The organism is Pseudomonas sp. (assembly GCF_017744435.1).
Taxonomy (GTDB): Bacteria; Pseudomonadota; Gammaproteobacteria; order Pseudomonadales; family Pseudomonadaceae; genus Aquipseudomonas.
In genome coordinates, this window is the sequence record NZ_JAGIBG010000003.1 from 11,960 (window position 1) to 25,767 (window position 13,808).

Sequence of the window (13,808 nt, forward strand, 5' to 3'; positions counted from 1 at the left end):
GAGGTCACGCTGTACCTGTGGGAGCGGGCGTGCCCGCGAAGAGGCCGGTCCTGCTCAGCGCAGATCGTCGACCACTTTCAGCAAGGTCTCCAGCACCGCCCCAGCCAACGCCTTGGACCGCGCCCCTGACCACTGGGCCACCGGCTCCGGCGCATCGTCATGGTCCTTGAACGGCATCTCCAGGGTCAGCGACAGGCAGTCATAGGCCATCCCCACCGCATTGCACGCCAGCGTGGTATTCGCCTGGCCCGGCTCGTCCCGGGTGTAGCCATGCACTGTCTGGAAGTCTTTGGTCACGCTGCACAAGGTCGTGCGGAACTGCTCTTCCAGCTTGGCCAGCCGCGGCGTGTACCCTGGGTTGCCCTCACAGGCCGCAGTGAACACATGGGGGATTTCCTCATCCCCGTGCACATCGATGAACGCATCCACCCCGTACTGCTTCATCTGCGCCTGGGCGAAGAACACCTCCGGGCTGAGCTCGACACTGGCATCCTGCCAGGCCCGGTTCAGGTCCTTGCCCTTGAAGTTGGTGCGCAGGTGGCCGAGGAAGGCGCCGTCCGGGTTCATGTTCGGGATCAGGTACAGGTCGGCCTTTTCCAGCAGTTTCTGCACGCTTGGGTCATTGGCTTGCAGCCGGTCGATCACCCCCTCCATGAACCACTCGGCCATGTGCTCGCCCGGGTGCTGCTGGGCAATCAGCCACAGCTTGCGCTTGCCCGCCGCGCCATCACCTGCGCGCAGCAGCGGGATATCCCGGCCTTGCACGCTGCGCCCGTGAGCCAGCAGCTCGACGCCAGGAATCTGTTGGGCACGTTCGATCAGCTGATTGTGGCGGGCACGCGGGTAAGGCTCGAAGTAGGCGAACCAGACTTGCTCCTGCTCGGCCTTGAGCTCGAACGACAGCGCCTTGCCATCGAACTGGCTCGGCACGCGGAACCAGGTCTGTTGGTCGTAAGAGGCCACGGCGTTGTAGCCGCTCCAGGCGTTCTTGTAGGAAGACTCGCTGGCGTTGTCCAGGCTGAAGCGATGGACCTGGCCCGGGGTGAGGCCGCTGACCTTGAAGTGGAACCACTGGAAGTGGCCGCTGTTTGTGTCCGGGCGGATGGCCAGGTGCACCTGGGCCGGGTTGCTGGCATCCAGGATCAGGATGTTGCCGGAATCGAAATCGCAGTCGATTTGCAGGGGGGACAGCGTCACGGTCATTGCCAGACTCCTTAGGCATTGTTGTGACGGTTACTGTACACCGCTTGGCCAGCTTGCTGGGTCCCTGATAGGGCTCAAGTCACGCCCAATAGCCAAGTAGCAGCAATGCAGCCACGCCCAAGCCGACCGCCACTGAACACCCACCCACCGAAATTGCCGCCCGCCCTTGCCGGTACCAACCATCCTGCCCCAGCTCCCGCGCCGGGGCGAGCAGGCTGCGCCAGCGCAGTTCGGTGTCATGAAACGCCTGCAAATGCGCAGGCGCCGCATCCAGCCAACGGCGAAAATCGATGCGCTCGCACGATGTCACGTCAGGGCTCTGCAGCCGCACATACCATTGCCCGGCCACACTGGCCAACGCATCCCCGCGTGGTTGTACCACCTGCAGGGCCTGGTTCATGTTGCGTTCGATGCTGAGCAGCGGGAGGTCGAGGCGTTTGGCGATGCTGGCAAAGTCCAGCTGATCGAGGCGATTGAGCAGGAACACTTGCTGCACGCGCCGGGGCAGGCGCTTGAGTGCGAACAGCAGCGCAGTCTCGGCAGCCTGCTCGCTGGAAGGCGTGGGGTGCTCAAGGGGCAGCAGCAGACGGCTCATGGACAGCTCCTTGCTCGGGGTAGGGGTGGGGGCATCGTCCTTGATGCAGAAACAGCGTAGTCAAAACGAGATTGATTCTCAAGTGCTGATTCCGCAAAGATTTGTAATGAGCATTCACGCTCTGAAACACTTTTGCTATCATGCGCGCCATCAACGATCTTCATTAGCCTGAAGAGCCAAAAAAAATGACCCGGCAAAAAGCCGGGTCAAAAACCGTGATTAGCCTGATGAGGAGATAATCTGGAGCGACCTAAGCTCCGGGTTATCCAGCAGATCTTGCGATCAGCTGAGTGCAATAATAATCGTTATCATTTGCCAGTCAAATGAATTTTCATTTATCCGGTAAAAAAGTTTTACCGGTGCGCTTCCTCCTCCCGGCAAACGGGGCCTTTCGCCGATTTGCGGCCATCACGTTTCTCCCTTCTTTTTGTGCCTACAGCCCGTTCTGCAGGGCGCGCCTGTGCTCCAGCAGGGCCCTGGCCATATCGATCATGTGCATCAGTGCGAACGTCAGCTCGCGGGTGCTGCCTTCCTGATGGGTGGCGGTTTCGTGGGCGGTGGCGGCGGCACAGCGGAGCAATTCGATGGCGTGGTCCTGGGCCTGCTCGGCGGTGACGCCGGCGTGCAGGGTCCAGATCTGATTGTGCGCGCTGGGGCGCGTGGGGTTGGGGTTCAGGTAGTAGTCGAGGGCGCGGCGGGCCGCTTCGCTGTCGAGATCTGTTACGTCGTTTTTCGTTGGTTTCATCCTGATACCTGCGCAAGCCAATGGGAAAAGGTTCTGGCTGAGTTTAATACCTTGGGTATTTATGTGCTTTTCTAGAAATAATACTGAATGTTTATTGAGCGCCAGAAGGCAGTCCGTATCGTGCCAGCGATGAATATGGATAAATGGATTGCCCTCGTCCGTGACCGGATGGAGGAGTTGAAGCTCACTCAAGAGCAGCTTGCCGAGCGCGTTGGCGTGTCTCAAGGCAGCGTGGGGCATTGGGTGAACAAGCGGCGCCAGCCCAAGATCGAGTCGATGAACCGCACGTTCGTCGAGATTGGCATGCCCCACTACAGCGTCAGCTTGCAGCTACGCATTCAGGGGCAGGTTGGCGAGGAGCGTGGCATCTACGAGGTGGATGACGCCGATGACGAACTGGACCTCATGCAATACATCGTGTGTTTCCGCTACCCGGTGATGGCGTGGGATGAGCTAGGTGCTGCGGAAATTGGCGAGCCTGGTGTGTTCGAACAAACGGATTACCTGGCCCAGGGCAAAGCGTTCTGGCTGACCGTGGAAAACGACACGATGAGCTCGACCAGTGGCCGTAGCGTGCCGCAGGGCATGCGGATCCTGGTGGATCCGGGGCTGGAGGCGGAGCCCGGGCGGCTGGTGATTGCCCGGCAACCGGGGAAGACGGCGATTCTGCGCGAGCTGGCCGAGGAGGGTGGGCAGCAGTACTTGAAGGCGCTGAACCGCAGTTATCCGACGCTGGTGTGTGAAGAAGGTTGCGAATTTCTCGGGGTGGTCGTACGGGTGCACGGCGTCTTCTAGATCGCTGGGGCTGCTGCGCAGCCCTTTCGCGACACAAGGCCGCTCCTACAGGGTCACGCGATCCCCTGTAGGAGCGGCCTTGTGTCGCGAAAGGGGCGCAACGCGGCCCCCAGTTGTCTTACTCAGCCAGTTCGACCAGCACCGTCCCTTCGCTGACCATATCCCCTTCCTGGCAGAACAGCGCTTTCACCGTCCCACCATGGGGTGCACGAATGCTGTGCTCCATCTTCATCGCCTCCAGCACCACCAGTGCTGTTCCAGCCTCCACTACCTGCCCAGGCTCCACCAGCACCCGCACGATGCTGCCGTTCATGGGCGCCCCCAGCCCGCCCTGATGGCTGTGGCTGGCCTCGGCCTCGGCGATCGGGTCGAAGGCTTCGACGGCATGCACCTCGCCATCCCAGCGCAGAAACAGCGTGCCGCCGCGACGTACCGCCAGATAGCGGCGGCGGACACCGCCCTCGTCATGGCCCAGCTGTTCGCCATCCAGCTGCCAGGCCGAAGCGGCGCTGCGCTCCAGGGCCACCGCCTGGCTTTCGCCACCACTCACCAGGTGCAGGCTGCTGCGCGCCGGTAGCCCCAGGCGCAGGCCATTGCGCTCGGCCCATGGTGAGCGTGCATCGTCAGCCCGCTGATGCGGCGCCTGGCCTTGCAGCCAGGCTTCTGCTGCGGCTTCCCAGAAAGCCGCAGGCAATGCCTGAGGTGTTGGCAGCAGCACGTCCTGATGCCGGGGAATGAAGCCAGTATCCAGCTCGGCTGCGGCAAAGGACGGGTGGGCCAGGATGCGGCGGAGGAAGGCGATGTTGGTCTTCAGCCCGCCGATGGCGAATTCATCGAGCATCGCCAGCAAGCGCAGGCGTGCCTGCTCGCGGTCCTGACCCCAGGCAATCAGTTTGCCCAGCATCGGGTCGTAGAACGGCGAGACCACATCACCTTCGCTGACCCCGCTGTCCACCCGGCGGCCTTCGCCCGCTGCCGACTCGCGGTACAGCGTGAGCGTGCCAGTGGCTGGCAGGAATTCATTGGCCGGGTCCTCGGCATACAGGCGCACCTCGATGGCATGCCCGATCAGCGGCACCTGTGCCTGGGTGATCGGCAGCGGCTCGCCGCAAGCCACGCGAATCTGCCAGGCCACCAGGTCGAGGCCGGTGATGGCTTCGGTGACCGGGTGTTCGACCTGCAGGCGGGTGTTCATCTCCATGAAGAAGAACTCGCCACGGGCATCGAGCAGGAACTCGACGGTGCCGGCACCGACGTAGCCGATGGCCTGGGCCGCGCGTACCGCTGCCTCGCCCATCGCCTGGCGCAACTCGGCGGACAGGCCCGGCGCGGGCGCTTCCTCGACCACCTTCTGGTGGCGGCGCTGGATCGAGCAGTCCCGCTCGTTGAGGTACAGGCAGTTGCCGTGCTGGTCGGCGAACACCTGGATTTCCACATGGCGTGGCTTGAGCACGTACTTTTCCACCAGCATGCGCGCATCGCCGAACGACGACTGCGCCTCACGCTGGGCCGAGGCCAGGGCGTCGGCCAGCTGGCTTTCGTCTTCGACCACTTTCATGCCCTTGCCGCCACCCCCGGCGCTGGCCTTGAGCAGCACCGGGTAGCCGATGCGCTCGGCGGCGGCGCGGAAGGTATCCAGGTCTTGCGCTTCACCGTGGTAGCCGGGCACCAGCGGCACGCCGGCTTCTTCCATCAGTGCCTTGGCCGCCGACTTGCTGCCCATGGCATCGATGGCACTGGCCGGTGGGCCGAGGAAGATCAGCCCGGCCTGTTCGATGGCACGGGCAAAACCCGCGTTCTCGGACAGGAAGCCGTAGCCCGGGTGGATGGCCTGGGCACCACTGGCCTTGGCTGCGGCGAGAATCTTGTCGATCACCAGGTAGCTGTCGGCGGCCTTGCTGCCGCCCAGGTCGACGCGAATATCCGCTTCGCGGCTGTGGCGGGCATCACGGTCGGTGGCGCTGTGCACGGCGACGGTGGTCAGGCCCATGGCCTTGGCGGTGCGCATCACCCGGCAGGCGATTTCGCCGCGGTTGGCGACCAGCAGGGTGGTCAAAGCGGGGCGGCTCATGGGCGCGGCTCCTTCTTGTCGTCGGTTTGCCAGGCCGGGCGGCGCTTTTCCAGGAAGGCGCGCAGGCCCTCCTGGCCTTCGGCGCTGACCCGGATGCGGGCGATGGTGTTTTCACAGTAGCGGCGCAGGGCCGGGCTGAGTTCGCCGTCGTCCACTTCGCGCAGCAGGTCCTTGGTGGCGCGCAGTGCTTGCGGGCTGTTCTGCAGCATATTGCTCACCCAGGCTTCGACCTGTGCATCCAGTTCGCTGGCCGGGTACACCTCGGCCAGCAGGCCCAGCTCGCGGGCCCGCACGCCGCTGAAGCGCTCGGCGGTCAGGGCGTAGCGGCGCGCGGCGCGTTCGCCGATGGCCTTGACCACGAACGGGCTGATCACTGCCGGGGCCAGGCCGATGCGCACTTCCGACAGGCACAGCTGGGCGTCTTCGGCGCCAATGGCCATGTCACAGCAGCTGATCAGGCCCAGCGCGCCGCCGAAGGCCGCACCTTGCACCACGGCCAGGGTCGGCGCCTTGAGGCGGTGCAGGGCATACATCAGCTCGCCGAGCTCGCGGGCGTCATCCAGGTTGGTGTTGAAGTCCAGTTGCGCCGATTGCTGCATCCAGGCCAGGTCGGCACCGGCGCTGAAGTGCCGGCCGCGGCCGCGCAGCAGCAGGAAACGCAGGCCGGCGTCTTCGGCCAACTGGTCGAGGGCGACGATCAGCTCGCGGATCATCAGCGCGTTGAAGGCGTTGTTCTTGTCCTCGCGGCTCAGCCACAGGGTGGCGAAGCCGCGTGGGTCGCGAATCACTTCGAGGGTGCTGAAATCGCTCATGGGTCACATCCGGAAAATGCCGAAGCGGCTCTGTTCGATCGGGGCGTTCAGCGCGGCGGACAACGCCAGGCCGAGCACGTCGCGGGTTTGCGCCGGGTCGATGACACCGTCGTCCCACAGGCGGGCGCTGGAATAGTAGGGGTGGCCCTGGTGCTCGTACTGGTCGAGGATCGGCTGTTTGAGCTTGGCCTCGTCCTCGGCGCTGAAGGCCTGGCCGCTGCGTTCGCTCTGCTCGCGCTTGACCTGGGCCAGCACCCCGGCGGCCTGCTCGGCGCCCATCACGCCGATGCGGGCGTTGGGCCACATCCACAGGAAGCGCGGGTCGTAGGCGCGGCCGCACATGCCGTAGTTGCCGGCGCCGAAGCTGCCACCGATGATCACCGTGAACTTCGGCACCTGGGCGCAGGCCACGGCGGTGACCAGCTTGGCACCGTGCTTGGCGATGCCGCCTTCTTCGTACTTCTTGCCGACCATGAAGCCGGTGATGTTCTGCAGGAACAGCAGCGGGATGCCGCGTTGGCAGGCCAGTTCGATGAAGTGCGCGCCTTTTTGCGCGGCCTCGGCGAAGAGGATGCCGTTGTTGGCCAGGATCGCCACCGGGTAGCCGTGCAGGTGGGCGAAGCCGCACACCAGGGTGGTGCCGAACAGCGCCTTGAACTCATCGAATGCCGAGCCGTCGACCAGCCGCGCGATCACTTCGCGCACGTCGAACGGCTGCTTGGCATCGGCCGGCACCACGCCGTACAGCTCGTCGGCGTTGTACAGCGGTGCTACCGGCGCCTGGCGCTGCAGCTTGCCGAGCTTGTGCCAGTTGAGGTTGGCCACGCTGCGCCGGGCGATGGCCAGGGCGTGTTCGTCGTTGTCGGCATAGTGGTCGGCGACGCCGCTGGTGCGGCAGTGCACATCGGCGCCACCGAGGTCCTCGGCGCTCACCACCTCACCGGTTGCTGCCTTCACCAGCGGTGGCCCGGCGAGGAAGATGGTCGCTTGCTGGCGCACCATGATCGCTTCGTCGGCCATGGCCGGCACGTAGGCGCCGCCAGCGGTGCACGAGCCCATCACCACGGCGATCTGCGGGATGCCCAGCGCGCTCATGTTGGCCTGGTTGAAGAAGATCCGCCCGAAGTGCTCGCGGTCGGGGAACACTTCGTCCTGGCGCGGCAGGTTGGCGCCGCCGGAGTCCACCAGGTAGATGCACGGCAGGCGGTTCTGCAGGGCGATTGTCTGCGCGCGCAGGTGCTTCTTCACCGTCAGCGGGTAGTAGGAGCCGCCTTTGACCGTGGCGTCGTTGGCCACGATCATGCATTCCACGCCTTCGACGCGGCCGATGCCGGCGATCACGCCCGCCGCCGGTACGTCTTCGCCGTACACCTCATGGGCGGCCAGCTGGCCGATCTCGAGGAACGGCGAGCCCGGGTCGAGCAGGCGGTCGATGCGCTCGCGCGGCAGCAGCTTGCCACGCGAGGTGTGCCGCTCCTGGGCTTTGGGCCCGCCGCCCTGGGCCACCTGGGCGAGCAGGCCGCGCAGGGCCTGGACCTGTTCGAGCATGGCCGCGCTGTTGCCGGCGAACTCCGCCGAACGCGGGTTGATCTGGGTGTGCAAGGTAGCCATGTGCGCCCGTCCCTCGTGCTCAGCGGGTTTCGTTGAACAGTTCGCGGCCGATCAGCATCCGGCGGATTTCGCTGGTGCCGGCACCGATCTCGTACAGCTTGGCGTCGCGCAGCAGGCGGCCAGCCGGGAATTCGTTGATGTAGCCGTTGCCGCCGAGTATCTGGATCGCTTCCAGGGCCATTTGTGTAGCGCGTTCGGCGGTGTAGAGGATCACCCCGGCGGCGTCCTTGCGGGTGGTCTCGCCACGGTCGCAGGCCTGGGCCACGGCATACAGGTAGGCGCGGCTGGCATTGAGCTGGGTGTACATGTCGGCGATCTTGCCCTGGATCAGCTGGAACTCGCCGATGCTCTGGCCGAACTGCTTGCGGTCGTGGATGTACGGCACGACGAGGTCCATGCAGCTTTGCATGATGCCGGTCGGGCCGCCGGACAGCACCACGCGCTCGTAGTCCAGGCCGCTCATCAGCACGCGCACGCCGCCGTTGAGCTGGCCGAGGATGTTCTCTGCCGGCACTTCGACGCCGTCGAAAAACAGCTCGCAGGTGTTGGAGCCGCGCATGCCCAGCTTGTCGAACTTGTTGCTGCGGCTGAAGCCTTTCCAGTCACGTTCGACGATGAACGCGGTGATGCCGTGGGGGCCCTTGTCCAGGTCGGTCTTGGCGTAGATCACGTAGGTGTTGGCGTCGGGGCCGTTGGTGATCCACGTCTTGCTGCCGTTGAGCACGTAGTGGTCGCCGCGTTTTTCGGCGCGCAGTTTCATCGACACCACGTCGGAACCGGCGTTGGGTTCGCTCATGGCCAGGGCGCCGATGTGCTCGCCGCTGATCAGCTTGGGCAGGTACTTGAGCTTCTGCTCGTGGGTGCCGTTGCGGTTGATCTGGTTGACGCAGAGGTTGGAGTGGGCGCCGTAGGACAGCGCGACCGAGGCCGAGCCGCGGCTGATTTCTTCCATCGACACCACGTGGGCCAGGTAGCCCAGGCCGGCGCCGCCGTATTCTTCCGAAACGGTGATGCCCAGCAGCCCCATGTCGCCGAACTTGCGCCACATGTCGGCGGGGAACAGGTTGTCATGGTCGATCTGTGCGGCGCGCGGGGCCAGCTCGGCGGCAACGAAGGTGCGCACCTGGTCGCGGAGCATGTCGATGGTTTCGCCCAGGGCGAAGTTCAGGGTGGGGTAATGCATGCTGGGGCACCTTGTTGTTCTTGAAATAGGGGTAACACCGTATCTCAGGGTTCGGCGTCAAGCCTGGGGTCGGTGTCGTTTGTCACCTTTACGTTAACGTAAACCTGCCTTCTGTCACTGTCAATCGGCTCATCACCTTTACGTAAACGTAAATCTGCGCCAGAGTATTCCCAGCTCGTTTCAGCCGTGCCCAGAACAACCACAAGAAGGGACACCCATGAGTCAACCAAGCTACACCCGCGGCCGCCAGGACCAACCGCTGCTGACCCTGACCATCGGCCAGGCCTTCGATGCCACCGTGGCCCGCTGCGCCAACGGCGAAGCGCTGGTGGTGCGCCACCAGGGCCTGCGCTACAGCTGGCGGCAGTTGGCCGAACAGGTCGACCTGCATGCCCGTGCCCTGATGGCCCTGGGCGTGAACACCGGCGACCGGGTCGGCATCTGGTCGCCCAACTGCGCCCAGTGGTGCATTTTGCAGCTGGCCAGCGCCAAGGTCGGCGCGATCCTGGTCAACATCAACCCGGCCTATCGCGTGGGTGAACTGGAGTACGTACTACGCCAGTCCGGCTGCCGCTGGCTGGTGTGTGCCGATGCCTTCAAGAGCTCCGATTACCATGCCATGGTTCAGGCGCTGGTACCGGAACTGGCGACCAGCAACCTGGGTGAGCTGGCCAGTGAACGCCTGCCCGAACTGCGCGGGGTGATCAGCCTGGCGGCCAACCCGCCCAGCGGCTTCCTGCCGTGGCCGGCTTTGGCCGAGCGGGCAGGGCAGACTTCGACCGAAGCCTATGCGGCACGTCAGCAGGGCCTGCAGTTCGACCAGCCGGTGAACATCCAGTACACCTCCGGCACCACCGGCGCGCCCAAGGGCGCCACGCTCAGCCACTACAACATCCTCAACAACGGCTTCATGGTCGGCGAGAGCCTGGGCCTGAGCGAACGTGACCGCATGGTGATCCCGGTGCCGCTGTACCACTGCTTCGGCATGGTCATGGCCAACCTCGGCTGCATCACCCACGGCAGCACCATGGTCTACCCCAACGACGCCTTCGACGCCGAGCTGACCCTGCGCGCCGTAGCCGAGGAGCGCGCCAGCATCCTCTATGGCGTGCCGACCATGTTCATCGCCATGCTCGACCACCCTTCGCGCACGCAGCTGGACCTGTCGACCCTGCGCAGCGGCATCATGGCCGGCGCCACCTGCCCGATCGAGGTGATGCGCCGGGTGATCGACCAGATGCACATGGCCGAAGTGCAGATCGCCTATGGCATGACCGAGACCAGCCCGGTGTCGCTGCAGACCGGCCCGGAGGATGAACTGGAATTGCGCGTGACCACCGTCGGCCGCACCCAGCCACAGCTGGAAACCAAGCTGGTGGACGCTGATGGCTGCATCGTCGGCCGCGGCGAGATTGGCGAACTGTGCACCCGTGGCTACAGCGTGATGCTCGGCTACTGGGACAACCCCCAGGCCACGGCGGACGCCATCGACCCGGCCGGCTGGATGCATTCGGGCGACCTGGCAGTGATGGACGAGCAGGGCCATGTGCGCATCGTCGGGCGCAACAAGGACATGATCATTCGCGGCGGCGAGAACATCTATCCGCGAGAGCTGGAAGAGTTCTTCTACACCCATCCGGCGGTGGCCGATGCGCAGGTGGTCGGTATTCCGTGCAGCCGTTATGGCGAGGAAATCGTGGCCTGGATCAAGCTGCACCCGGGGCATAGCGCCACGGTCGAGGAATTGCAGGGCTGGTGCAAAGCGCGCATTGCGCACTTCAAGGTGCCACGGCATTTCCGCTTCGTTGACGAGTTCCCGATGACGGTGACCGGCAAGGTGCAGAAGTTCAGGATGCGCGAGATCAGTGTGGCGGAAATTGCCACTGTAACTGCCGGTTGATGTGTTGGCTTGTCCGGCCCTTTCGCGGGCACGCCCGCTCCCACAGGTACCGCGCCAGACTTGAAGACGGCGCGGTACCTGTGGGAGCGGGTTTACCCACGAAAGGGCCGGAAGGGTCAGCGCAGCTCCATTGCCTTGCAAAGCCCCGCGGCAAGCTCGGCAACGGTCTGGTAATCACGGCGCAAGTGCACGCCGTAACGTGCCTCCAGCCCCATCAGCGCGAATTCGCATTTATCCCTGTCCTGATGCGCCAGCCAAGTCCCCAGCCATGGATCGACCACCCCGGCATCCTGCAGGTAGTCGATTACTTGTCGCTCGAATTCCATGCGCAGCCAATGGGTCGCGATATGCACGATAGGGGCTCCTTGGCATAAAAAGGGAGCCCTCATCTTCAACACCGCCGGCAAACCGCGCTACTGGCAAAAATATCAGTCCGCCGTCGTCTACCCTTTAAGCCTTCACCGGTGGTTCTTCACTCGGCGGATCGCCCACTGTCGGCGGCATGGTCGGCTTGATCGGCAGCTCGTTCGGATCGTCTTCCGGCACGGGCGGCGGCAAGCTTGGGTCGTCGATATTGGGATCGGGTGTTTCCGGTGGAATCGGAATGTTCATTGCCTGACCTCGCGTGGATGAATTGAAGAGGTGCTGCAGGCTGTGACCGCTGGCAGCTGCCGTTCGCTCAATTTTTTTGAACCCCACGCCTGTGCCCGGCTCTGAACCCTTACCGCCACCAGCCTGAGGGAGCAAGGTCGATGTCACGAAACGAGCCCTTTGAAAGCGTGCCCATGGCGAACGATCACCCGGACCAGGCCATCAGCCTGTCCCAGGCGCTGCTGGCACCGCGCATCGTGATCGAAGACACCCAACCCGTGCTCGAAGCCGGCACCTTCGCCGCCAAGGCCATCAGCGGCCAGCCGGTCGCCGTCAGCAGCAAGGTCTACGGCGACGGCCACGACCGCCTGGCGGTGGTGCTCAACTGGCGCCAGGCTCACAGCCGCCGCTGGCACTGCGTGCCGATGCAATCGCCGGGCAACGACCTGTGGCTGGCCGAGTTCACCCCCACCGAACTGGGCCCGCACCTGTTCAGCATCGAGGCCTGGATCGACCCGTTCGCCACCTACTGCCACGACCTGGAGAAGAAGTACCACGCCGGGGTCGAGGTCAAACTGGAGCTGGAAGAGGGCCGACTGATGCTCGGCCAGGGTATCGACCTCAGCGAAGGCGAGCTGCGCGAGGAGATCCAAGCCTTGCAACAGCAGCTGGTTTCGCTCAAGGCCGATGACCAGGTGGCGTTGCTGCTGCACCCTGACACCGCCCGGCTGATGGCCGAAGCCGAGCACCGCAGCTACCTGACCCGCAGCCGTGAGTTTCCCGTCGATGTCGACCGGCCGGCTGCGCTGTTCGCCAGCTGGTACGAGCTGTTCCCGCGCTCGATCACCGATAGCCGCGAGCGCCACGGCACCTTCAACGACGTCCACGAACGCCTGCCGATGATCCGTGACATGGGCTTCGACGTGCTGTACTTCCCGCCGATCCACCCGATCGGCACCCAGCACCGCAAGGGCCGCAACAACGCCCTGCGCGCAGAGCCCGGCGACCCCGGCAGCCCCTATGCGATCGGCAGCCCGGAGGGCGGCCACGAGGCCATCCACCCGCAGCTGGGCACCCGCGAGGACTTCCGCCGGCTGGTCGCCGCCGCCGCCGAACACGGCCTGGAAATCGCCCTGGACTTCGCCATCCAGTGCTCCCAGGACCACCCCTGGCTGAAGGAGCACCCCGGCTGGTTCAGCTGGCGCCCCGACGGCACCATTCGTTACGCCGAGAACCCGCCGAAGAAGTACCAGGACATCGTCAACGTCGACTTCTACGCCGCCGACGCCGTGCCGAGCCTGTGGCTGGCCCTGCGTGACGTGGTGGTTGGCTGGGTCGAGGAGGGCGTGAAGACCTTCCGCGTCGACAACCCGCACACCAAGCCGCTGCCGTTCTGGCAATGGCTGATCGCCAATGTGCGCAGCCAGCACCCCGAGGTGATCTTCCTCGCCGAAGCCTTCACCAAGCCTGCGATGATGGCGCGCCTGGGCAAGGTGGGCTATGCGCAGAGCTACACCTACTTCACCTGGCGCAACAGCAAGCAGGAGCTGCGCGAGTACTTTGAGGAACTCAACCAGCCGCCGTGGCGCTACTGCTACCGGCCGAACTTCTTCGTCAACACGCCAGACATCAACCCCTATTTCCTGCACACCTCGGGCCGCTCCGGGTTTCTCATCCGTGCCGCACTGGCGACCATGGGCTCGGGTTTGTGGGGCATGTATTCAGGCTTCGAACTGTGCGAAGGCACGCCGCTGCCGGGCAAGGAGGAGTACCTGGATTCGGAGAAGTACGAGATCCGCCCGCGCGACTTCAACCAGCCCGGCAACATCGTCGCCGAGATTGCCCAGCTCAATCGCATCCGCCGGCAGAACCGAGCATTGCAGACGCACCTGGGCGTGGCGTTCTTCAACTGCTGGAACGACAACATCCTGTATTTCGCCAAGCGCACGCCCGAGCGCGACAACTACATCCTGGTGGCGATCAGCCTCGACCCGCACAACGCCCAGGAGGCCAGCTTCGAGTTGCCGTTGTGGGAGCTGGGGCTGGACGACAACGCCGACACCCTGGGCGAGGACCTGATGAACGGCCACCGCTGGACCTGGCATGGCAAGACCCAATGGATGCGCATCGAGCCCTGGCACCAGCCGTTTGGCATCTGGCGCATCGAGAAAGCTCGCTAGCACGGCACACCACTATCCCTGTGGGAGCGGGCGTGCCCGCGAACACCGGCAAAGCCGGTGCCATGCACCGAGGTGCCTGCTTCGCGGGCTAGCCCGCTCCCACAGGAAGTTGCGCGCAACCG

The 13,808-nt window shown here is 64.6% G+C and carries 12 protein-coding genes; 3 read left to right on the forward strand and 9 right to left on the reverse strand.

The window, feature by feature from the left end; genetic code table 11:
* Positions 1–54 precede the first annotated feature (54 nt).
* The 3 genes from J7573_RS03185 to J7573_RS03195 form a co-directional block, all read right to left on the reverse strand.
* The gene (locus J7573_RS03185; RefSeq protein WP_294325580.1) at positions 55–1,203 is read right to left on the reverse strand and encodes a M14-type cytosolic carboxypeptidase; all 1,149 of its coding nucleotides are present in this window, start codon (positions 1,201–1,203) and stop codon (positions 55–57) included.
* Between the two features lie 79 nt (positions 1,204–1,282).
* On the reverse strand, positions 1,283–1,798 hold the full coding sequence (locus J7573_RS03190) for a DUF4880 domain-containing protein (RefSeq protein WP_294325581.1): 516 nt from the start codon (positions 1,796–1,798) through the stop codon (positions 1,283–1,285).
* A 433-nt stretch (positions 1,799–2,231) separates the two neighbouring features.
* Positions 2,232–2,543 (reverse strand): hypothetical protein, encoded by a 312-nt coding sequence (locus tag J7573_RS03195; protein WP_294325582.1) that lies wholly within the window; start codon positions 2,541–2,543, stop codon positions 2,232–2,234.
* Between the two features lie 87 nt (positions 2,544–2,630).
* On the opposite strand from J7573_RS03195, the gene J7573_RS03200 reads away from it, so the two are divergent.
* Complete coding sequence (locus J7573_RS03200) at positions 2,631–3,338, forward strand: LexA family transcriptional regulator (RefSeq protein ID WP_294325584.1); 708 nt, start codon at positions 2,631–2,633, stop codon at positions 3,336–3,338.
* A 118-nt stretch (positions 3,339–3,456) separates the two neighbouring features.
* Here the strand turns inward: J7573_RS03200 and J7573_RS03205 are convergent, their stop codons facing one another.
* Genes J7573_RS03205 through J7573_RS03220 form a run of 4 tightly spaced genes read right to left on the reverse strand, consistent with a single transcriptional unit; the run spans position 3,457 to position 9,015 of the window.
* Entirely contained in the window at positions 3,457–5,409 is a 1,953-nt protein-coding gene (locus J7573_RS03205) for an acetyl/propionyl/methylcrotonyl-CoA carboxylase subunit alpha (RefSeq protein ID WP_294325586.1), read from the reverse strand.
* Positions 5,406–6,221 (reverse strand): gamma-carboxygeranoyl-CoA hydratase, encoded by an 816-nt coding sequence (locus tag J7573_RS03210; protein WP_294325588.1) that lies wholly within the window; start codon positions 6,219–6,221, stop codon positions 5,406–5,408. The genes J7573_RS03205 and J7573_RS03210 overlap by 4 nt, the downstream gene beginning before the upstream one ends.
* A gap of 3 nt (positions 6,222–6,224) precedes the next feature.
* Positions 6,225–7,832: a carboxyl transferase domain-containing protein gene (locus J7573_RS03215; protein WP_294325590.1), complete on the reverse strand. Its 1,608-nt coding sequence runs from the start codon at positions 7,830–7,832 to the stop codon at positions 6,225–6,227.
* Positions 7,833–7,851: 19 nt separating this feature from the next.
* Complete coding sequence (locus J7573_RS03220; RefSeq protein ID WP_103448111.1) at positions 7,852–9,015, reverse strand: isovaleryl-CoA dehydrogenase; 1,164 nt, start codon at positions 9,013–9,015, stop codon at positions 7,852–7,854.
* A gap of 217 nt (positions 9,016–9,232) precedes the next feature.
* On the opposite strand from J7573_RS03220, the gene J7573_RS03225 reads away from it, so the two are divergent.
* Positions 9,233–10,915 (forward strand): AMP-binding protein, encoded by a 1,683-nt coding sequence (locus J7573_RS03225; RefSeq protein WP_294325596.1) that lies wholly within the window; start codon positions 9,233–9,235, stop codon positions 10,913–10,915.
* Positions 10,916–11,031: 116 nt separating this feature from the next.
* Here the strand turns inward: J7573_RS03225 and J7573_RS03230 are convergent, their stop codons facing one another.
* Together J7573_RS03230 and J7573_RS03235 are read right to left on the reverse strand one after the other, a co-directional pair.
* Entirely contained in the window at positions 11,032–11,268 is a 237-nt protein-coding gene (locus J7573_RS03230) for a hypothetical protein (protein ID WP_294325600.1), read from the reverse strand.
* Between the two features lie 97 nt (positions 11,269–11,365).
* On the reverse strand, positions 11,366–11,527 hold the full coding sequence (locus tag J7573_RS03235; protein WP_294325603.1) for a hypothetical protein: 162 nt from the start codon (positions 11,525–11,527) through the stop codon (positions 11,366–11,368).
* Between the two features lie 140 nt (positions 11,528–11,667).
* Between J7573_RS03235 and J7573_RS03240 the strand changes: the two genes are divergently transcribed.
* Complete coding sequence (locus tag J7573_RS03240) at positions 11,668–13,686, forward strand: alpha-1,4-glucan--maltose-1-phosphate maltosyltransferase (protein WP_294325604.1); 2,019 nt, start codon at positions 11,668–11,670, stop codon at positions 13,684–13,686.
* The last annotated feature ends 122 nt before the right edge of the window (positions 13,687–13,808 follow it).